Source organism: Streptomyces sp. PH10-H1, assembly GCF_030063355.1.
GTDB lineage: Bacteria > Actinomycetota > Actinomycetes > Streptomycetales > Streptomycetaceae > Actinacidiphila.
The window spans coordinates 1-20895 of record NZ_JASISZ010000109.1; the positions used below are offsets into that span (position 1 = coordinate 1).

Consider the following 20895-nt stretch of genomic DNA (forward strand, 5'->3'; position numbering starts at 1 on the left):
TGTTTCGGTGGTCATAGCGTTAGGGAAACGCCCGGTTACATTCCGAACCCGGAAGCTAAGCCTTTCAGCGCCGATGGTACTGCAGGGGGGACCCTGTGGGAGAGTAGGACACCGCCGAACAATCATTACGAGGCCCAGCCTCGGATCTTCGATCCGAGGCTGGGCCTTTTTGTTGTCTGGGGTAGGGTCGGGTGGAATCATCGGCACGTACATACAGGAGGGGCCCCCGGTGGAGGTCCAGGAGACACAGGTGCAAACGGATCGGATCTTCACGATCCCCAATATCCTGAGTATGGCCCGCCTGGTGGGCGTGCCGGTGTTCCTGTGGCTGATCCTGTGGCCCGAGTTCGGCGGCCCGAAGGCCGACGGCTGGGCGCTCCTGGTGCTCGCACTCAGCGGCATCAGCGACTACCTGGACGGCAAGCTCGCCCGGCGCTGGAACCAGGTCAGCAATCTCGGCCGGCTCCTCGACCCGGCCGCGGACCGGCTGTTCGTGCTCTCCACCCTGGTCGGCCTCACCTGGAGGGACATCCTCCCTTTGTGGTTGACGTTGCTCCTGTTGGCCAGGGAGGTGATGATGGGGGTAATGCTCCTGATCCTCCGGCGGCACGGATACGGACCGCCGCAGGTGAACTTCGTGGGCAAGGCCGCCACCTTCAACTTGATGTATGCCTTCCCGCTGTTGCTACTGAGCGATGGCAGTGGTTGGCTCGCAACGCTCGCGTCCATTTGCGGATGGGCGTTCGCCGGATGGGGTACAACTCTGTATTGGTGGGCAGGGATCCTCTATGTAGTGCAGGTCCGCAGACTTGTGCGGATGGACGCCACGGCTGATTGAGCCGCAAGGAGGACTTTTCCGACATGAAGGCCGTCGTGATGGCCGGCGGTGAAGGCACACGCCTTCGCCCAATGACCTCGAGTATGCCCAAGCCCCTGCTGCCGGTTGCGAACCGGCCGATCATGCAGCACGTGCTGACGCTGCTCAAGCGGCACGGTCTCACCGAGACCGTGGTGACCGTCCAGTTCCTCGCATCCCTCGTCAAGAATTATTTCGGGGACGGCGAAGAACTTGGCATGGAGCTCACGTACGCCAACGAGGAAAAGCCACTCGGAACAGCCGGGAGTGTCAAGAACGCCGAAGAGGCGCTCAAGGACGATTCCTTCCTGGTGATTTCCGGGGATGCACTCACAGACTTCGACCTCACCGAACTCATCGCATTCCACAAGGAAAAGGGCGCACTTGTCACCGTGTGTCTGACGCGGGTGCCCAACCCGCTGGAGTTCGGCATCACGATTGTGGACGACGAGGGCAGAGTCGAACGCTTCCTAGAGAAGCCCACCTGGGGCCAGGTGTTCTCGGACACCGTCAATACGGGCATCTACGTCATGGAGCCCGAGGTCTTCGACTATGTGGCCGCCGACACGTCCGTCGACTGGTCCAGCGATGTCTTCCCGCAGTTGATGAAGGAAGGCAAGCCGATCTACGGCTTCATCGCCGAGGGCTACTGGGAGGACGTCGGCACCCACGAGAGCTACATCAAGGCCCAGGCCGATGTGCTCGAGGGCAAGGTCGACGTGGACCTCGACGGCTTCGAGATCTCGCCGGGCGTCTGGGTGGCCGAGGGCGCCGAGGTCAGCCCCGACGCCGTACTGCGCGGGCCGTTGTACATCGGTGACTACGCGAAGGTCGAGGCCGGGGCGGAGATCCGCGAGCACACGGTCATCGGCTCGAACGTGGTCGTCAAATCCGGGGCCTTCCTGCACAAGGCCGTGATCCACGACAACGTCTACGTCGGCCAGGGGACGAACCTCCGCGGCTGCGTGGTCGGCAAGAACACCGACATCATGCGGGCGGCGCGGATCGACGACGGCGCGGTCATCGGCGATGAATGCCTGATCGGCGAGGAGTCGATCATCGCGGGCAACGTCCGGGTCTATCCGTTCAAGACCATCGAGGCAGGCGCCTTCGTCAACACGTCCGTCATCTGGGAGTCGCGGGGCCAGGCGCATCTGTTCGGTGCGCGCGGTGTCTCGGGCATCCTGAACGTGGAGATCACCCCGGAACTCGTCGTGCGCCTGGCGGGTGCCTACGCCACGACGCTCAAGAAGGGCTCCACGGTCACCACCGCCCGCGACCACTCCCGTGGCGCGCGGGCGCTGAAGCGCGCGGTGATCTCGGCCCTGCAGACCAGTGCCATCGACGTACGGGACCTGGAGAACGTCCCACTGCCGGTGGCCAGGCAGCAGACGGCGCGCGGCAGCGCCGGCGGCATCATGATCCGCACGACCCCGGGCACGCCGGACTCCGTCGACATCATGTTCTTCGACGAACGCGGCGCCGACCTGTCGGCGGGCGGGCAGCGCAAGCTGGACCGGGTCTTCGCACGTCAGGAGTACCGGCGCGCGTTCCCCGGCGAGATCGGTGACCTGCGTTTCCCGTCGAGTGTTTTCGACTCCTACACGGGCTCGCTGCTGCGGGCGGTCGACACCTCGGGTGTCGCCGAGTCGGGGATGAAGGTCGTCGTGGACGCGGCGAACGGCAGCGCCGGCCTGGTGCTGCCCAGCCTCCTCGGACGGCTGGGAGTAGACGCCTTCACCATCAACCCCGGGCTGAACGAGGCACGGCCCACGGAGACCGCCGACGAGCGCCGGTCCGGACTGGTCCGGCTGGGCGAGATCGTCGCCTCGGCCCGTGCGGCCTTCGGCGTCCGGTTCGACCCGGTCGGTGAGCGGCTGTCGCTGGTGGACGAGCGCGGCAGGATCGTCGAGGACGACCGGGCGCTGCTGGTCATGCTGGACCTGGTGGCGGCCGAGCGCCGCAGCGGACGCGTGGGGCTGCCGGTCACCACCACCCGTATCGCCGAGCAGGTGGCGGCGTATCACGGCACGCAGGTGGCGTGGACCACGACCTCACCCGACGACCTCACCCGGGTCGGCCGGGCGGAGAGCACGATCTTCGGCGGAGACGGCCGGGGCGGCTTCATCATCCCCGAGTTCAGCAGCGTCTTCGACGGGTCGGCGGCGTTCGTGCGCCTCATCGGCCTGGTGGCCCGTACCCAGCTCACCCTCAGCCAGATCGATGCCCGGATCCCGCGGGCGCATGTGCTGCGGCGCGACGTGGCCACACCGTGGGCGGTCAAGGGCCTGGTGATGCGCAGCGTGGTCGAGGCCGCGGGCGAGCGGTCCGTCGACACCACCGACGGTGTCCGGGTCGTGGAGACCGATGGCCGCTGGGTGATGGTCCTGCCGGATCCCGCGGAGGCGGTCACGCATTTGTGGGCGGAGGGGCCGGACGACGCGTCCGCCCAGGCGCTGCTCGACGAGTGGTCGGCGATCGTGGAGGGCGCGGGCCACTGATTCGGCGGCCGAACGGCGCGCCGCAAGGGGGCCGTTCGAGTGGAGCGGCCCCGACGTGCGACGATGTGCGGCATGCCGCAGCAGCACCAGGATCGGAGCAGCCCCAGCCCGAACGCCCCGCCACGGCGCCCCGACGCCTCGATGTCGCTGCTGACCAACGTGATGGAACACAGCCTCGACGACGGCTACGCGGAGGCGGCGGAGCGTCGTGGCGTGGTGGGCAGCTCACACCTGCCCACCACGCTGCGGGCCAAGCTGGGGCTCGCGGCGGGGCTGGTACTGGCCGCCCTGGTCGTCACGCTCGGGGCAGCTCAGGCGAAGGTCGGCGCTCCCACGGCGGCCAAGGAACGGCAGAAGCTGATCGAGCGCATCCAGTCCGGGACGGACTCGGCGGACGCTCTGCAGAAGAGCGTGGACCAGCTGCGCGACGAGGTCGCCACGAAGCAGCACGCCGCTCTGGGCGTGCAGGGTGCCGGCAGTACCGATCTGGTGTCGTTGCTGGCGGGCGCGACGCCGGTGAAGGGCCCGGGTGTGAAGCTGGTCGTCGACGATGCCAAGGAAGCCGGGCAGGGCACCGGTGGGGGTCCGAGGCAGAGCAGCGGTTTCTCGGACACCGGGCGGGTGCGCGACCGTGATATGCAGCGGATCGTCAACGGGCTGTGGGCGTCGGGGGCCGAGGCCGTCGCCGTCAACGGCCAGCGATTGACGGCACTGTCGGCGATCCGTGCCGCAGGTGACGCCATACTGGTCGACAACAAGCCGCTGGCGCCCCCGTACACGGTGCTGGCGATCGGGGACGGGCAGCGGCTGAGCACGGCCTTCCAGGAAAGTGCGGACGGACAGTATCTGCACGTACTGGAACAGAGCTACGGGATCCGCGCGGACATCTCCGCGGAGGGCGAGGTGCGGTTGCCGGCCGCCCCCAGTCTGATCGTGCGTTACGCCAAGCCGGTTCCCGGCAACACGAAGGCGGACGCCGCCAATACAGGGAAGGGTACGAAGTGATCGCCGTACTGGGCCTCGTCGTGGGAGTCGTGGTCGGACTCGTGGTCCGCCCCGTCGTACCGACAATGGTCGAGCCCTATCTCCCGATCGCCGTGGTCGCGGCGCTCGATGCCGTCTTCGGCGGTCTGCGGGCCATGCTCGACGGGATCTTCGACGACAAGGTGTTCGTCGTCTCCTTCCTCTCCAACGTGGTGGTGGCCGCGCTGATCGTGTTCCTCGGGGACAAGCTCGGTGTGGGAGCACAGCTGTCCACGGGTGTGGTCGTCGTCCTGGGCATCCGGATCTTCTCCAACGCGGCTGCCATCCGCCGCCACGTGTTCCGGGCGTGACCGGCGCATGAGCAACGAAGAGCTCCCCGAGAGCGCTGAGACGCCCGAGACCCCCGAACGCGCCGAGACCCCTGAACGCGCCGGGACGCCCGAGCACGCCGAGGCCCCCGAGCCGGCCGACGCGCCGGCGCGCCCCGGGAAGACGGCCCCGCCCGAGACCTCGTCCGAGACTCCGTCCGAGTCCGAGTCCGAGTCCGAGTCCGACTCCGCCTCCCACTCCGAGTCCTCGTCCGGAACTCCGCCCCAGACTCCCGCGCAGTCCGGAACCGCGGCCGGGTCCGGGAAGCCGGCGTCCGCCGGGACAGGACGGCAGCGGCTGCTGGCGGGCCTGTGGCCGCCGCGGCTGTCGCGCGCGCAGCTGATCGTCGCGCTGCTGCTGTTCGTCCTTGGTCTGGGCCTGGCCATCCAGGTGCGCTCCACGAGCGACATCGGGGCCCTGCGGGGCGCGCGCCAGGAGGACCTGGTGCGCATCCTGACGGAGCTGGACAACCGCACGCAGCGCCTCCAGGACGAGAAGCGCGGTCTCGAGACCCAGCGCTCCGAGCTGGAGACCAGTTCGAACCAGGCCGCAGAGGCCCGTAAGCAGACCGAGCAGAAGGCCCAGCAGCTCGGCGTACTGGCCGGTACCGTCGCCGCGGAGGGGCCGGGCATCAATCTGACGGTCTCCGACCCCAAGGGCGGCCTCCAGGCGGACAAACTGCTCGACACGCTGCAGGAGCTGCGGGCGGCCGGGGCGGAGGCGATCCAGATCAATGATGTACGGGTAGTCGCCGACACGTACTTCACCCAGGGTTCCGGCGGCGTGGAGATCGACGGGCACAAGGTGGTCCAGCCCTATCGGTTCAAGGTCATCGGAAATCCGCAGGACCTGGAGCCGGCGCTCAACATTCCCGGCGGAGTGGTGCAGACTTTGAAGAAGGAGCAGGCCACGGCCGATGTCGTCCGTTCTGAGAAGATCGTCGTGGATGCCTTGCGGCCACCGAAGCAGCCTGACTACGCTCGGTCGTCATCCCAGTGAGGCGGGGGGTCGGCACATCGTCGGGGTGGTCCGTGCTGGAAACTGTGTGTAGCGAGGGTTCGTCCTGCCCCACGGGCGGGTCTGTTTCTTTCAAGGGGAATCGCCCGTGAAGTTGTTTGGGAAGTTGTTCGGCAAGAGCGCACGCCAGGCACGGCAGTCAGGTGATCCCGCCACGGCGCGACATCGTGCCCCGCGCCGTGCACAGGAGGACGGCCCGCCCGAGGAACGGCCGTTGTTCCGTAACGAGCCTCCTGCTCCCGGCGGCGACATTTCGGGCGGCCAAGGTGTGGCGTCTGTTGACCCTGCCGCGTCCGGCCGCATAGGTTTCGGGGAACCATCAACCTCAAGTACGGGTGGAGGGTTTCCCTCCGGCCCGTACGCGTCGAACGTCCCCGCGGGCGATCCGCGGCAGGAGGCTCAGTCCATGACGGCCTTGCCGGTATGTACGAGGTGTGGACACACCAACGCCCAAGCGAGCCGCTTCTGCTCCAACTGTGGTGCGCCGCTGCGTCCCGGTGCTCCGTCCGAGCGGCCGTCGGAGACCACGTCCACGATCTCGATCTCGGGGCTCGAGGCATACGAGGCCGAGGCGACCGGTCAGACCGTGACGCCGTCGCTGTCCCCGGAGGCCCAGGCGGCCGTGGACGCGCTGCCGGTCGGTTCCGCCCTCCTGGTGGTGCGCCGCGGTCCGAACTCGGGCAGCCGCTTCCTGCTGGACGGCGAGCTGACGACGGCCGGCCGCCACCCGGAGAGCGACATCTTCCTGGATGACGTCACCGTCTCGCGCAGGCATGTGGAGTTCCGGCAGGCGCCCGACGGCGGCTTCACGGTCTCCGACGTGGGCAGCCTCAACGGCACTTACGTCAACCGGGAGCGGATCGACTCGGTATCTCTCGCCAACGGCGACGAGGTCCAGATCGGCAAGTACCGGCTGGTCTTCTACGCGAGCCAGCGGGGCATCTGACCCTCCCCCGGACTCCGTCCGGGGGGACCCCCAGGGAAGGTCCATGCTTAGAACACCGTCAGGCGGTGCCGGAAACGGCACCGCCACCGCGGACGGCCGACTGCTCAGCATCGGGGCGGTGCTCAACGAGCTGCAGGACGAGTTCCCCGAGGTCACCATCTCCAAGATTCGTTTCCTGGAGGCGGAGGGCCTGGTGGAGCCGCAGCGCACTCCATCGGGCTACCGGAAGTTCGCGGTGCGCGATGTGGAGCGGCTCGGTCATGTACTGCGTATGCAGCGGGACCACTACCTGCCGCTGCGCGTGATCCGGGACCATCTGGACGCGCTCGACCGGGGCGAGCAGATCCCGCTCCCGGGTCCGGGTGACTCCCGTGAGCCCGCTGACGGCCCGGATGGCCCTGACAGGTCCACCGGGCTGCGGATCGGGCGGGAGGCGCTGCTGGCAGCCACTGGCGCCGAGCCGGACGATCTGGAGCAGTGGGAGTCCTACGGCCTGGTGGAGGCGGGGCGGGACGGCGGCTATGACCCCGAGTCGGTGAATATCGGCAAGCTGATCGTCGATATGGGCCGCTTCGGGCTCGAACCGCGCCATCTGCGTGCGGTGAAGGCCGCGGCCGACCGTGAGGTCGGTCTGGTCGAACAGGTGGTCGCCCCGCTGCGGCGGCACCGCAACCCGCAGACCCGCAACCATGCCGAGATCACCGCCCGGGAACTGGCGGCCCTTTCGGTCCGTCTGCACGCTGCCATGGTCCAGTCCGCACTGCGCCTGCGGCTCTTCTGACAAGCCGTGCGGTACCTGTCAAGTCCGAGGAGCGGGATGCTCGACTACCCAAACCTGCCGGGCACGTCCTAGGGTTACTGTGTGAACGAGCTCGACGTCGTGGGTGTCCGGGTCGAAATGCCCTCCAATCAACCGATCGTGCTCCTGCGCGAAGTGGGAGGCGACCGGTATTTGCCCATCTGGATCGGGCCTGGAGAAGCCACGGCCATCGCTTTCGCGCAGCAGGGCATGACGCCTGCGCGCCCGCTGACCCATGATTTGTTCAAGGATGTGCTCGAAGCGGTAGGACAGACCCTCACCGAGGTGCGGATCACCGATCTCCGCGAGGGTGTCTTCTACGCCGAGCTGGTATTCGCCAGCGGCGTGGAGGTCAGTGCCCGCCCGTCGGACGCCATAGCGCTGGCACTGCGCACCGGGACGCCGATCTACGGCAGCGACGGAGTGCTGGACGACGCGGGTATCGCCATCCCGGACGAGCAGGAGGACGAGGTCGAGAAGTTCCGCGAATTCCTGGACCAGATCTCGCCGGAGGACTTCGGCACGAGCAATCAATGACGGGCCTATTTGGCCCATTCGGCTAGCTGTTCCCCGTTCGGGGGCACGCGAAACCACTCTCGGGGTTGATATCACTCGGCGTGCCGAGTGTGGCGATCGTTGACGCACCCCGAGTGACTGCCTACCGTCGAGATGGAAAGTCCCGCTGGCACGTGCACGCGCCGGCCGGGACGCGAAGGGACGGAGGGCGGCGTGAGAAGCACCGGCGACGGTATGGCCCCGGGCGGCCCGTATCCCATCCGCGGGGCCCTGGCCCGGCAGCCCGCACCGGTCGGCGGTGCGGTGGCCGGCGCACAGGAGCCCGAGACCGAGACGGTGGGGTACCGGGGACCGACGGCGTGCGCCGCGACCGGCATCACCTATCGGCAGCTGGACTACTGGGCCCGTACCGGCCTGGTCGAGCCGAGTGTCCGGGCTTCCTACGGATCCGGCGCGCAACGTCTCTACGGCTTCCGTGACGTGGTCGTCCTCAAGATCGTCAAGCGGCTGCTGGACACCGGGGTCTCCCTGCAGAACATCCGGACCGCCGTGCGGCATCTGCGCACCAGCCCACCGTCCGAGCTCGCCCGGATGACCCTGATGAGCGATGGCGCGACGGTGTACGAGTGCACCTCGTCCGATGAGGTCGTCGACCTGCTCCAGGGCGGTCAGGGCGTCTTCGGGATCGCCGTGGGAGTGGTGTGGCGGGACGTGGAGAGTTCCCTGTCGCAGCTGCACGGCGAACGGGTGGACACCGGCGAGACGCTGGCCGGCCACAACCCCGCCGACGAGCTCGCCCGGCGCCGGAACCGCGTGGGGTGAGCCGTTCGCCGTACGTCCGTACGGTGAATGTCAGTGCCATGCGGCAGCATCGGTGACTGTGAGAACGGCTCCGACGATCCTGCATCTGGACATGGACGCGTTCTACGCCGCGGTGGAACAGGCCTCGAAGCCGAGCCTGCGGGGCAAGCCGGTCGTGGTCGGCGGTCTCGGACCGCGCGGCGTCGTCGCGACAGCGTCCTATGAGGCGCGCGTCCATGGCATCCATTCGGCGATGGCCATGGCCCACGCCCGCCGTCTCGCCCCAAATGCCGCCTATCTAATCCCCCGCTTCGAGCTGTACCAGCGGGTCAGCGACACCGTGATGGGGATTCTCGGGGAGCTGTCGCCGCTGGTGGAGCCGCTGAGCCTGGACGAGGCCTTCGTGGATCTGGAGGCCGGGGAGATGACCGAGGCTCCTTTGGTGGTGGCGCGGCGCGTCCGGGCCCGGATCAAGGCGGCGACGGGGCTGACGGCCTCGGTGGGGCTGGCGGGCTCCAAGCTGCTGGCCAAGATCGCTTCCGAGCAGGCCAAGCCGAACGGCCTGCTGGTGGTCGAGCCCGGCACGGAGCGGGCCCTGCTCGACCCGATGCCCGTACGGGTCCTGCCCGGTGTCGGGCCCGCGACGGGCGAGCATCTGCGCCGCGCCGGCATCGGCACGGTCGCGGAGGTGGCGCTGGCCGGGGAGTCCGAGCTGGTGCAGCTGCTGGGGAAGGCGCACGGAGCGTCGCTGTTCGCCATGGCCATGGGTCTGGACAACCGGCCCGTCGTCGCGGACCGGGACGCGAAGTCGGTGTCGGCGGAGGACACCTTCGATGTGGATCTCACCGACCGGGCCCGGGTGCGCGCGGAGCTCGACCGGCTCGCGGACCGCTGTGTGCGGCGGCTGCGGGAGGCCGGGCGGTCCGGGCGGACGGTGGTGATCAAGGTCCGCAGCTACGACTTCAGCACCCTGACCCGGTCCGAGACCCTGCGCGCTCCGACGGACGACCCCGGGGTGGTGCGGGAGACCGCGCGACGGCTCCTGGAATCGGTGGAGACGGCCAATGGCGTGCGGCTGTTGGGGGTGGGCGTCACCGGGCTGGCCGATTTCACCCAGGAAGATCTGTTCGCCCAGGCGGCCGAGCTGGAGGCGGAGCTCGTGGCGGAGGCCGCGGCGGAACGCGCGGCGGAGATCGCGGCGCTGGAGGAGGCGGACCCGACCACGCCGCCGGTGCCGGAGGCGGCGCCCGGGCGGGCTGTGCGATGGATGCCGGGGCAGGACGTACGGCATGCCGAGTTCGGTGCCGGGTGGGTGCAGGGCAGCGGGGTGGGGCGGGTGACCGTGCGTTTCGAGGAGCCGACGGACTCTTTACCGGGCCGGGTGCGGACCTTCGCGGTGGAGGATCCCGCGCTGGAAGCGGCAGAACCGTTGCCGCTCGTCCCGTGACCCGGGAGGCCGGATCAAGGGTCGCTCCCGGCGGTCAGTCCTCGCCGGCCAGCCGGCCGAAGTCGCGGTCCGAGCCGCGCGGGGCCTCGGTCGCGACGGACGGGATGTCCATGCCGTAGTGGTGGTAGAGCTGGATCTCCTGCTCGGGGGAGAGGTGGCGCCCGACACCGAAGTCGGGGGCGTCCTTGATGAGGGCCTTGGCGAAGGGGACCCGCAGTTGCCCGCCCACGACCTCGCTGGGCTCCAGGGGCACGAAGGCGTCGCGGCTGAACAGCCCGGTGCGTACCGCCGCCCATTCCGGCTCGCCCGTCGCGTCGTCGAGGTACACCTCGTCGACCGTGCCGATCCTGGCCCCGCTGCGGTCCAGGGCACGGCGGCCGATCAGGCTGCGCGGATCAATATCGCTCTGCACGATCCCTCCAACTGATCGGGAGTGCTCTGCTAGACCAACCAAATGCCACATTGGGGGCGGTGTCGACTCGAGGGAACCGCGAGGAATTCGCCCCCACCCCCGCTGGTAGGCTGAATGGCGGCTGCAGACCCCATGCGGGAGAGTCCTCCGAGATCGTGTCGGAGGCGCCGAAGGAGCAAATCCTCCCCGGAATCTCTCAGGCACCCGGTACCGCATGGATGAGGTCACTCTGGAAAGCAGGGCGGGCCTCGGGCATGAGATGTGCGCGGGACCGGTCCTCACCGACGGTGAAAGTCGTGCTTGAGGAAGCATGGTGAAGCTCTCAGGTTGTGATGACAGAGGGGGAGGCCGTTCGGGTGTCCGCGCCGCGGCACCCCTCGCAGGTCGTGTCAGACCAGGAGGCCTCCGTAGATGACAGCCCACCGCACCCCACTCTCCGAGCTCGAGAGCGGCATCCCGTTCGAACAGCGCCACATCGGGCCCGACGCCGGCGCCCAGGCCAAGATGCTGGCTCATGTCGGTTATGGCTCCTTGGACGAGCTCACCGCGGCTGCCGTACCGGACACCATCAAGAGCGTCGAAGCCCTGCGCCTGCCCGCCGCCCGTACCGAGGCCGAGGTGCTGGCCGAGCTGCGCTCGCTCGCGGACCGTAACCAGGTGCTCGCGCCGATGATCGGGCTGGGCTACTACGGGACGTTCACCCCGCCGGTGATTCTGCGCAATGTGATGGAGAACCCGGCCTGGTACACGGCGTACACGCCCTACCAGCCGGAGATCTCGCAGGGCCGGCTCGAGGCGCTGCTGAACTTCCAGACGGTGGTCGCCGACCTCACCGGGCTGCCGACCTCGGGCGCCTCGCTCCTGGACGAGGGCACCGCCGCCGCCGAGGCCATGTCGCTGGCCCGCCGGGTGGGCAAGGTGAAGCAGGGTGTCTTCCTGATCGACGCCGACAGCTTCCCGCAGACCATCGCGGTGATCCAAACGCGTGCCGAGCCGACCGGTGTCGAGGTCGTGGTCGCCGACCTCACGGACGGCATCCCCGAGGAGGTGGCCGAGCGCGGCGTCTTCGGCGTGCTCCTGCAGTACCCGGGCGCCTCCGGTGCGGTACGTGACCTCAAGCCGGTCATCGAGCGGGCGCACGAGCTGGGCGCGATCGTGACCGTCTCCGCCGACCTGCTGGCTCTGACGCTGCTCACCTCGCCCGGTGAGCTGGGCGCGGACATCGCGGTGGGCACCACCCAGCGCTTCGGCGTCCCCATGGCCTTCGGTGGCCCGCACGCCGGCTACATGGCCGTCCGTGAGAAGTTCGCCCGCAGCCTGCCCGGCCGCCTGGTCGGCGTCTCCGTGGACGCGGACGGAAACAAGGCGTACCGGCTGGCCCTGCAGACCCGCGAGCAGCACATCCGCCGCGAGAAGGCCACCAGCAACATCTGCACCGCACAGGTGCTGCTCGCCGTGATGGCGGGCATGTACGCGGTCTACCACGGTCCTGACGGGCTGGCCCAGATCGCCCGGCGGACCCACCGCTACGCCGCCATCCTCGCCGGGGGCCTGCGGGCCGGCGGCGTCGAAGTCGTGCACGGCGCGTACTTCGACACGGTGACCGTCCGGGTGCCCGGCCGCGCCGCCGGGATCGCCGCCGCGGCCCGCGCCGCGGGCGTCAACCTGCGGGAGACGGACGCCGACCTGCTCGGCATCGCCTGCGACGAGACCACCGGCCGCGATCAGCTGACCGCGGTGTGGGGTGCCTTCGGGGTCACCGGCGACATCGGAGCGCTCGACGCGGCCGTCCCCGACGCGCTGCCCGGAGGGCTGCTGCGCGGCGACGGATACCTCGCACACCCGGTCTTCCACCAGCACCGCTCCGAGACCGCGATGCTGCGCTACCTGCGCCGGCTGTCCGACCGCGACTACGCGCTGGACCGGGGCATGATCCCGCTGGGCTCGTGCACGATGAAGCTCAACGCCACCACCGAGATGGAGCCGGTCACCTGGCCCGAGTTCGCCGCGCTGCACCCCTTCGCGCCGGTCGAGCAGGCCGCGGGCTACATGACGCTGATCCACCAGCTGGAGGAGCAGCTCGCCGAGGTCACCGGCTACGACAAGGTCAGCATCCAGCCCAACGCCGGATCGCAGGGCGAGCTGGCCGGACTGCTCGCGGTGCGCGCCTACCACCGCTCCAACGGTGACGCGCAGCGCACCGTGTGCCTCATCCCGTCGTCCGCGCACGGCACCAACGCGGCGAGCGCGGTGATGGCCGGTATGAAGGTCGTCGTGGTCAGGACTCTCGACGACGGCGATGTGGACGTCGAGGACCTGCACGCCAAGATCGAGCTGCACCGCGCCGAGCTGGCCGTCCTGATGGTCACCTACCCGTCCACGCACGGTGTGTTCGAGGAGAACATCACCGACATCTGCGCGACGGTGCACGAGGCAGGCGGCCAGGTGTACGTGGACGGCGCCAACCTCAACGCGCTGGTGGGCCTCGCCAAGCCCGGCAAGTTCGGCGCGGACGTCTCGCACCTGAACCTGCACAAGACCTTCTGCATCCCGCACGGCGGCGGCGGTCCCGGCGTCGGTCCGGTCGCGGTCCGCGCGCACCTGGCCCCGTTCCTGCCCAACCACCCGCTGCAGCCGGCCGCAGGGCCCGCCACGGGCATCGGACCGGTCTCGGCGGCGCCCTGGGGCTCCGCCGGCATCCTGCCGATCTCCTGGGCGTATGTGCGCCTCATGGGCGGCGAGGGACTGCGGCGCGCCACCCAGGTCGCGGTGCTCGGTGCCAACTACGTGGCCAAGCGGCTGGAGTCGCACTACCCGGTGCTCTACACGGGCCCCAACGGTCTGGTCGCGCACGAGTGCATCATCGACCTGCGGCCGCTGACCAAGGAGACCGGCGTCTCGGTGGACGACATCGCCAAGCGCCTGATCGACTACGGCTTCCACGCGCCGACGATGTCGTTCCCGGTGGCCGGCACGCTGATGATCGAGCCGACGGAGAGCGAGGACCTGGCGGAGCTGGACCGCTTCTGCGAGGCGATGATCGCCATCCGCCGGGAGATCGACAAGGTCGGCTCCGGTGAGTGGTCCGTGGACGACAACCCGCTGCGCAACGCGCCGCACACCGCAGCGTCGCTCGGCGGGGAGTGGAAGCGCCCGTACTCCCGCGACGAGGCCGTTTTCCCCGCCGGCGTGTCGGCCGTGGACAAGTACTGGCCGCCGGTGCGGCGCATCGACGGCGCCTTCGGTGACCGCAACCTGGTGTGCTCGTGCCCGCCGCTCGACGAGTACGACGCGTAGTACCCATGCCGCTGTCGTAGTCCTGCAAACGTCCGGGCCCCGCTGCTGTCGGCGGGGTCCGGCGGATCAGGCTGCCGTGGCGATCTGTTCGGTGCCCAGCGGCCGGTGCGGAGCGATGATCTGCCCGTCGGGCAGCAGCTCGCCGGTGTCCTCGAAGAGCAGGACGCCGTTGCACAGCAGGCTCCAGCCCTGCTCCGGATGGCGGGCCACGATGAGCGCGGCCTCACGGTCGGAGCACTCGGCGGAGGGGCACTGCGGCTGGTGCTGGCACATGGAAGGTGTCTTTCGCTGCGGTAGAGGAGTCGTGCGGTCGGATTGGCTTGATACCTGGTTCATAACCGCCCCCGTTCGTTCGGTCGGTCCCAGTGTTGCTCTACTGCGAGGAATCCGCAGGGATTTCACGCGAGCTGTCCTCACCTGGTGAGGACGCGTCACCCGACCGGGCGGTTGCCGTCACAGCCCGTGCCTTTTCGGGTGGTGAACCATGGCCGTTCCGGGCTGGGCCGGAACGGTGCACACGCATGACAGCGCCCCCGTGACCGTCGGTCACGGGGGCGTTCGCTGTTCGCTGTTCGCTGTGCCGTCCGGCAGCGCGTCAGACAGCTGACCCCAGGAGTGGTGCGGGTGCCAGTCGCAGGGTGAGGACCGGTACCAGATCGGACAGCCGGTGCAGCCGGTGGGCGGCGATTCCCGGCGGCGCGGGGGCGAGGGGCACCAACAGGTCGGCGGGGGCGGGCTGGGCGGAGCCGGCTTCGGCCGAGATGTCGCTGTGCAGCCAGAGCGCCAGCATGTACAACCCGGGTACGGACAGCAGATGCGGCTGGTAGGCGACCGGAAGGGCTTCCGCCTGCCGCAGGGCGCGTTCGGTGGACGCCAGGTACGGGCCCTCCGAGAAGTGGGAGAACGCCCATCCGTCGGGGGTGCGGACGGTTTCGCCCGCCGCCGCGACCCGGTCCCCGGCGCGGATGTGGAAGCGCCAGCCGGTGAGCCGGGCGCGCGGCAGGCCGTGGCCCGAGGCGGGCAGCTCGAAGACATGCACGGGGAGCGGGTGCTCGGGGATGAGCGGGCCCTCGGCCGAACGCAGCGCCGGCGTACGCGCCTCCAGGACGGCGGTGGGCGAACTCAGGGCGGCGAGAACACTGCGAAGAGCGGGTGCTGGTACGGGGGGTACATGCAGCGGCATGGTGGGTTGCCTCTCAGTCGGAGACACGGTGGTGCTGGGCGGGTGCGGACGGCACTGTCAGCGAAGCGGTGAGGCGTTCCTGCGCAGGCACGTCCGGCGGATCGCGGAGTCTCTGCCTTGTGCGCGAAGTTTATACGACGTGTGTTCACGCGATGTTTCGTCTAGCTGTCGCCGGCATTGCGGGCAAGTCGGTAATTGGCCTTCTTGGCCAGACTCTTCCTCCGGTTTTGCGCCGGAGTGCGCTCCCCTGAACTGTGCATTCCCCCTCGCCGCGGACGGCTGAAACCCGTCGGTGTTTTTCACGAGGGGTACCCCTGGGGCCCGGTTGACGCGACCATGCTGAGGGAAACTGCCGGGGGAATGTGCCGCGTCCTATCCGGCAGCTTAGCTTCCGGTCGGTGCCGGTGGGGCCTTATCGATCTTTTCGGTTGGGCATCATCGTCACACGGCCCACACGAGGAGGACGCTCCGATGGGGGAAAAGGTCGTAGCCACCGGGTTCGACCTGTCCGACCGGCAGCGGTACCGGGTGAAGCTGCGCCAGTGTCTCATGGGACTGGAGCGGCTGCTGGATGAGAAGAGGTTCGATCGGCCCAGGAATCTCATGGGACTTGAGATCGAGTTGAATCTCGCTGATTCGGCAGGGCTGCCGCGGATGATGAATGAAGAGGTGCTGGAGCGGATCGCCAGCACCGATTTCCAGACGGAGCTGGCGCAGTTCAATATCGAAGTGAACATCGCGCCGCACCATCTTTCGGGGAGGGTGCTCGACCGGCTCGCGGAAGAACTGCGCATCGGACTGGGATACGCGGACCGCAAGGCCCGCGAAGTCGGTGCGTACATCGTCATGGTGGGTATTCTGCCGACGCTCAGCGCCCAGGATCTCGTATCGGCGAACCTGTCCCGGGTCGACCGGTACATGCTGCTCAACGACCGGATACTGGCCGCTCGCGGCGAGGACATCACCCTGGACATCGCGGGCGTGGAGCACCTGCTGTACACGTCGGGCTCCATCGCCCCCGAAGCCGCCTGCACCTCCATGCAGATGCATCTGCAGGTGACGCCCGCCCGGTTCGCCGCGGTCTGGAACGCGGCACAGGCGTTGAGCGGACCGCAGGTCGCGGTGGGCGCCAACTCGCCCTTCCTGTTCGGCAGAGAGCTGTGGAGGGAGACCAGACCACCACTGTTCCAGCAGGCCACCGACACCCGCACCCAGGAACTGCGGGCGCAGGGCGTACGGCCGTTGACCTGGTTCGGGGAACGCTGGATCGACTCGGTGTACGACCTGTTCGAGGAGAATCTGCGCTACTTCTCCCCGCTGCTCCCGATCTGCGACGACGAGGACCCGCTGGCGATGCTCGACGCGGGGACGGTGCCGCAGCTGAAGGAGCTCACGCTGCAGAACGGCACCATCTACCGCTGGAACCGTCCGGTGTACGCCGTGGTGGACGGTGTACCGCATCTACGGGTGGAGAACCGGGTGATGCCCGCGGGCCCCACCGTCGCCGATGTGGTCGCCAATACGGCCTTCTACTACGGGCTGGTGCGGGCGCTGGCCGAGGCGCCGCGCCAGGTCTGGCTCAGGCTCCCGTTCGCCGCCGCCGCCGCGAACTTCGACGCCGCCTGCCGGCACGGCATCGGCGCCGTCATGCACTGGCCGCGGCCGGGGCGCGGCGGCGGGATCGTGGAGATTCCCGCCGTGGAGCTGGTGCTGGAGGAGCTGCTGCCGCTGGCCGCGGCCGGGCTCGACGCGTGGGGCATCGAGCCCGTGGACCGCGACCGCTACCTCGGCATCATCGAGGGCCGCTGCCGGCTGCGCACCAACGGCGCCGAATGGCAGTCGGCGGTCTTCCACCGCGAGCTGGAGCGCGGCCTGGACCGGCGCGCCGCGCTCGCGTCGATGACGTTGCGCTACTGCGAACTGATGCACTCCGGGGAACCGGTGCATACCTGGCCGGTGAGCTGACCGCTTCCTTATCCGGATCAGCTCGTGGCGGCCGCCCGGGTCAGCTCGTGGCGGCCGCCGCGCTCGCCGCGGCCGCCACCACGGCCTTGAACAGCACCGCCTGGATCTGCGCCGGATCACTCACCCGGTAGGCGGCCCCGCCGGTGGCCTTGGCCATCCGGTCGCAGGCGCTCTTGTCGGCGTCGGGGCCGACCGCGATCACGATGAGCGGGATGGGACGAGCGGGGCTGCCCAGTTCCTTCAGCTTGGCCGCCAGGGTGTCGAGGGAGATACTCCCCGGATCCTCGTTCGCGCCGTCGGTCAGGACCACGACCGTGTTGAACTTCCCGGCGGCGAACGAATTCCTGGCGTCCTCGTACACCGCCAGGGTGGTGTCGTAGAGGCCGGTCGCGCCGCCGTCCACGGGCTGCAGGCCGCCGAACGCGGCGGTGAGCCGGTCCCGCTGCGTGGTGCCCTGGGCGGAGCGTTCGCCGAGCGGTCCGGTCGCGACGAGCTGCTCGTAGTCGCGGGAGCCGTCGAGCCGGGTGGAGAACCGCCACAGGCCCACCTCGTCCTCCGCGGTGAACTGCGTCAGGGCCTGCAGCAGTGAGGCCTTGGTGACGTCCAGCCGGGTCTGTCCCGAGGTGCCGGGCACCGGTGCCGCCATCGACCCCGAGACGTCGACGACCGTAGTGATCCGGGCGCTCTGCACGGTGATCTGCCACATGACGCGCAGCTTCTGCAGGTCCTGGCCCGTCGGAGCGGGCGCGGGCGTCGCGCTCAGGGGCTGCGGCTCCCTGCTGCCGGCGGCGCGCAGCAGCGCGGGGTCCGGGTCGCCCGTCGGCGGGCGGAAGCCGCGCTCGCCGAGCAGCCGGATGCTCGCGTCGCTGCCGAGCAGTGACATGAAGCGCGACACGGCCCGGGACTGGTCCGTGGACAGCGCGTTGTCGTCCAGCATCGCGTAGGGGTAGTCGAGGGCGGCGGCGCCGTCCTTGGGATAGAACAGCTCCAGCGTGGGACGGCCGCCGCCCGCGCTGTTGCGGGTGAACGCCGCCTGTTCCGACAGGACCAGCGCCTGGTTGCGCTGCGGGTTCGTCAGCTCGGCCCTGCTGGTGTCGTTGGGCAGCGTGGCCACGTTCTGCGCGTCGCCCGGGGTGGTGTGCTGGGCCAGCATCTTCGCCGCCGCGGCGGTCTGGGTGTCCACGTCGCCGCCCGTGCGGGCGACCGACGACGTGATCATCGCGAGGGCCAGCATGCCCGCCGCGCTGCGGGCGGGATCCGCGGTGCCGAGGCGGAAGTCACTCCTCCCGGCGGCGGCCGTGGTCAAATCTGCCCAGGTGTACGCCTTGGAAGGCCAGCCCAGGCTCTGGGCCTGCGCATCGAGCGTACCGACGACCACGGGGGAGCGGGCGATGCTGGTCATCATGGACAAAGCGGTGCCGTGGCCGCCGACGCCGACCTGGTCGAGCCACACGCGGGAGTCCGGGATCCAGACCTGGAAATCGGGGTGTGAGGGAGCCTTGCCGAGCACGTACGCTACCTCGGCCGACGAGCGCCCGGTCACGGTGACGTCGAGGCAGCGCCCGTCGGTCTTCACGCCCGTGGTCCTGGCCTGCTGGGCGATCGTGGTGAGAGCGGGCGCGATGTCGGGCGAGGCGGCGACACCGATCTTGACCACGCCCGCCGCGCACTGTCCGTTGAGGGGCAGCAGGCCGCCGCGCAGCACGGCGAACGAACCGGCACCCAGGGCCAGGACGAAGGTGGTGGTGACCGCTATGGTGCGGCGGCGTACCCGTGGGCGCGGAGCTCCGCCGGCCTCCCGGGGATCAACTGGAATGCGGTGACGTCCCATGGCTGTTGCGTCTCTCCTGAGGGGGGCTCCGGCCTGTCGCGCGCGATCTTCAGTATCTTTTTTCGAGACCCTAGCCAAGCGGGAACGGCACCGAGGCGGGATGACGTAAATGGAGGTTCGAGTGCACACAGAGTCATACGGGGCGGGAGCCGGGCTCGCGCGGCGGACGCTGCGGAGCGAGGCACTGCTCGTACTGGCCCTGTCGCTCGGCGCCAGCGCCGTGGGCGCGCTCATCAGCTTCGCCGGGTCGTTGACCAGGCCCGGCGCGCTCAAGGACCAGGCGGCCACGCTGGTCGGGTCCCAGGCGCCGGGGCGGCCCTGGCTGGACCTGGCCTGGCAGCTGTTCGGTATCGCCACCGCCCTGGTGCCGGTCGCGCTGGTCGCCCACCTGCTGGCCCGCGAACGCGTCGGCATGGGGTCCATCGGCTTCGACCTGACCGGGCCGCGCCGCGATCTGGGTCGCGGCACGGTGGTAGCGGCGGCGATCGGTGGCACCGGGCTGCTGTTCTACCTGGGCGTACGGGCGGCCGGGTTCAACCTCACCGTGGTGCCGGAGTCACTGCCGGACGTGTGGTGGAAGATCCCCGTACTGATCGCCTCCGCCGCCCAGAACGCGGTACTGGAAGAAGTGATCGTCGTCGGCTATCTGCTGCGCAGGCTGGGGCAGTTGGGCTGGTCCCCGGCCGGCGCGCTGGGGGCGAGTGCGGTGCTGCGCGGCTCCTACCACCTGTACCAGGGCGTCGGCGGGATGGTCGGGAACATGGTCATGGGGGTGCTGTTCGTGCTGCTCTACCGCAAGTGGGGGCGGGTCGGGCCGCTGGTGGCCGCGCACGCGCTGATAGACACGGTGGCCTTCGTCGGTTACGCGCTGCTGGCGGGCCGGGTCGGCTGGCTGCCGACGGCCTGAACCGCGCCGCATCGCTCCTCCGGGAGCCGGGAGCCGGAAGCCGGACGGGACAGGGGGCTACGGGGCCGCGTGCAGCTCGCCGTCGATGACGGTCACGGCGGTGCCGGTGAGCAGCACGCGGTCGCCGCGCAGCGCGGTGCGGACGGAGCCGGTGCGGGCGGAGACCTGCAGGCCGGTCAGTTCGGCGTGGCCGAGCCGGGCGGACCAGAAGGGCGCGAGGGCGGTGTGCGCACTGCCGGTGACCGGGTCCTCGTCGATGCCGACGGCGGGGAAGAAGCCACGCGAGACGAAGTCGTAGCCCTGGGACGGGTCGTCGGCCGCGGCGGTGGCGATGACTCCGCGCGGGCCAAGTGCGGTGAGAGCGGCGAAGTCCGGGGCGAGGGCGCGCACGGTCGCCTCGTCGGCCAGCTCGATCAGCAGGTCGCCGACGTCAGGGCCGGTGTCGTAGGTGGCCAGCGGCTCCGCCCCGAGCGCCGTCGCGAGGTCCGGTGGCGGCTCGGTGGCGGTGAGCGGCGCGGTGGGGAAGTCCATGGTGAGCGCGCCACCGCCGGCGGGCCGGACGGTCAGGACCCCGCTGCGGGTGGCGAACCGCACCCGCGACGTGGCGGCGCCCGTGGAGAACAGCACATGGGCGGTCGCGAGCGTGGCGTGCCCGCACATGGCGACCTCGGTCGCCGGGGTGAACCAGCGCAGCGCCCAGTCGGCGTCCGCGGTGCCGCCGAGGCGGTGCGCGAAGGCGGTCTCGGAGAGGTTGATCTCGGAGGCGACCCGCTGGAGCCAGCGGTCGCCGGGGAACGCGTCGGTGTCGTCCAGGAGCAGGACTCCGGCCGGATTGCCGGCGAAGGGCCGGTCGGTGAAGGCGTCGACGATTCGAATCCGCATGGGGCGAGGTTAGGCAGCGGCAAAGCCGCAGGCCAGAGCCAATCAGAGGGAGGTGTGACCTGTGCCAGCGAAGATGGGTCGTTTGCCACCGAAGTTGGACCAACGCTAGTTTGTGACAGCGAAGTTGGGCTGGTGGGGAAAGTGTCAGGCGGGGGATGTGGTGGGGGCACCTGTCCGCGCAG

The 20895-nt window shown here is 69.6% G+C and carries 18 protein-coding genes, 1 rRNA gene and 1 riboswitch; of the genes, 14 read left to right on the forward strand and 5 right to left on the reverse strand.

The features are described 5' to 3' along the window. The first annotated feature begins 3 nt into the window (after positions 1 to 3). The 11 genes from rrf to QMK24_RS37475 all read left to right on the forward strand — a co-directional run bounded on the left by rrf (position 4) and on the right by QMK24_RS37475 (position 10236). Positions 4 to 120: ribosomal RNA gene (rrf, locus tag QMK24_RS37425) — 5S ribosomal RNA — on the forward strand. A gap of 109 nt (positions 121 to 229) precedes the next feature. Then, a complete protein-coding gene (gene clsA / locus QMK24_RS37430; protein WP_283471353.1) occupies positions 230 to 838 on the forward strand; it encodes a cardiolipin synthase ClsA in 609 nt (202 codons plus the stop codon). A gap of 23 nt (positions 839 to 861) precedes the next feature. Beyond that, positions 862 to 3357 (forward strand): mannose-1-phosphate guanyltransferase, encoded by a 2496-nt coding sequence (locus QMK24_RS37435; protein ID WP_283471355.1) that lies wholly within the window; start codon positions 862 to 864, stop codon positions 3355 to 3357. 63 nt (positions 3358 to 3420) lie between these two features. Further along, positions 3421 to 4362 (forward strand): DUF881 domain-containing protein, encoded by a 942-nt coding sequence (locus QMK24_RS37440; RefSeq protein WP_283471371.1) that lies wholly within the window; start codon positions 3421 to 3423, stop codon positions 4360 to 4362. After that, positions 4359 to 4691 carry a small basic family protein gene (locus QMK24_RS37445; RefSeq protein ID WP_283471357.1) on the forward strand — a complete coding sequence of 111 codons (333 nt, stop codon included), beginning with the start codon at positions 4359 to 4361 and terminating at the stop codon, positions 4689 to 4691. The genes QMK24_RS37440 and QMK24_RS37445 overlap by 4 nt, the downstream gene beginning before the upstream one ends. 7 nt (positions 4692 to 4698) lie before the next feature. After that, on the forward strand, positions 4699 to 5709 hold the full coding sequence (locus QMK24_RS37450) for a DUF881 domain-containing protein (RefSeq protein ID WP_283471358.1): 1011 nt from the start codon (positions 4699 to 4701) through the stop codon (positions 5707 to 5709). Between the two features lie 64 nt (positions 5710 to 5773). After that, a complete protein-coding gene (locus QMK24_RS42110; RefSeq protein ID WP_502962705.1) occupies positions 5774 to 6673 on the forward strand; it encodes a double zinc ribbon and FHA domain-containing protein in 900 nt (299 codons plus the stop codon). Positions 6674 to 6716: 43 nt separating this feature from the next. Beyond that, positions 6717 to 7454: a transcriptional regulator FtsR gene (gene ftsR / locus QMK24_RS37460; protein ID WP_283471360.1), complete on the forward strand. Its 738-nt coding sequence runs from the start codon at positions 6717 to 6719 to the stop codon at positions 7452 to 7454. Between the two features lie 81 nt (positions 7455 to 7535). Next, positions 7536 to 8009, forward strand: coding sequence for a bifunctional nuclease family protein (locus tag QMK24_RS37465; protein WP_031518684.1), 474 nt, complete (start codon positions 7536 to 7538; stop codon positions 8007 to 8009). Positions 8010 to 8201: 192 nt separating this feature from the next. Beyond that, positions 8202 to 8810 (forward strand): MerR family transcriptional regulator, encoded by a 609-nt coding sequence (locus QMK24_RS37470; RefSeq protein ID WP_283471361.1) that lies wholly within the window; start codon positions 8202 to 8204, stop codon positions 8808 to 8810. Between the two features lie 58 nt (positions 8811 to 8868). Beyond that, complete coding sequence (locus QMK24_RS37475) at positions 8869 to 10236, forward strand: DNA polymerase IV (RefSeq protein ID WP_283471362.1); 1368 nt, start codon at positions 8869 to 8871, stop codon at positions 10234 to 10236. 34 nt (positions 10237 to 10270) lie between these two features. Here QMK24_RS37475 and QMK24_RS37480 read toward each other — a convergent pair whose 3' ends face one another. Continuing rightward, entirely contained in the window at positions 10271 to 10648 is a 378-nt protein-coding gene (locus QMK24_RS37480) for a PRC-barrel domain-containing protein (RefSeq protein ID WP_283471363.1), read from the reverse strand. A 125-nt stretch (positions 10649 to 10773) separates the two neighbouring features. Then, positions 10774 to 10871: riboswitch (glycine riboswitch) on the forward strand. A 188-nt stretch (positions 10872 to 11059) separates the two neighbouring features. On the opposite strand from QMK24_RS37480, the gene gcvP reads away from it, so the two are divergent. Beyond that, positions 11060 to 13945 (forward strand): aminomethyl-transferring glycine dehydrogenase, encoded by a 2886-nt coding sequence (gcvP, locus tag QMK24_RS37485; protein WP_283471364.1) that lies wholly within the window; start codon positions 11060 to 11062, stop codon positions 13943 to 13945. Positions 13946 to 14011: 66 nt separating this feature from the next. Here gcvP and QMK24_RS37490 read toward each other — a convergent pair whose 3' ends face one another. Then, positions 14012 to 14218, reverse strand: a complete 207-nt coding sequence (locus QMK24_RS37490) for a DUF5999 family protein (protein WP_283471365.1) — start codon at positions 14216 to 14218, stop codon at positions 14012 to 14014. Positions 14219 to 14540: 322 nt separating this feature from the next. Continuing rightward, positions 14541 to 15128 carry a hypothetical protein gene (locus QMK24_RS37495; protein WP_283471366.1) on the reverse strand — a complete coding sequence of 196 codons (588 nt, stop codon included), beginning with the start codon at positions 15126 to 15128 and terminating at the stop codon, positions 14541 to 14543. A 471-nt stretch (positions 15129 to 15599) separates the two neighbouring features. On the opposite strand from QMK24_RS37495, the gene QMK24_RS37500 reads away from it, so the two are divergent. Then, positions 15600 to 17093 (forward strand): glutamate-cysteine ligase family protein, encoded by a 1494-nt coding sequence (locus QMK24_RS37500; RefSeq protein WP_283471367.1) that lies wholly within the window; start codon positions 15600 to 15602, stop codon positions 17091 to 17093. 40 nt (positions 17094 to 17133) lie between these two features. On the opposite strand, the gene QMK24_RS37505 is transcribed toward QMK24_RS37500, so the two are convergent. Beyond that, positions 17134 to 18924, reverse strand: a complete 1791-nt coding sequence (locus QMK24_RS37505) for a VWA domain-containing protein (RefSeq protein ID WP_283471368.1) — start codon at positions 18922 to 18924, stop codon at positions 17134 to 17136. A 121-nt stretch (positions 18925 to 19045) separates the two neighbouring features. On the opposite strand from QMK24_RS37505, the gene QMK24_RS37510 reads away from it, so the two are divergent. Next, a complete protein-coding gene (locus tag QMK24_RS37510; RefSeq protein WP_502962704.1) occupies positions 19046 to 19831 on the forward strand; it encodes a CPBP family intramembrane glutamic endopeptidase in 786 nt (261 codons plus the stop codon). A gap of 57 nt (positions 19832 to 19888) precedes the next feature. Here QMK24_RS37510 and QMK24_RS37515 read toward each other — a convergent pair whose 3' ends face one another. Beyond that, positions 19889 to 20713, reverse strand: a complete 825-nt coding sequence (locus QMK24_RS37515; RefSeq protein WP_283471370.1) for a PhzF family phenazine biosynthesis protein — start codon at positions 20711 to 20713, stop codon at positions 19889 to 19891. Positions 20714 to 20895 lie beyond the last annotated feature (182 nt).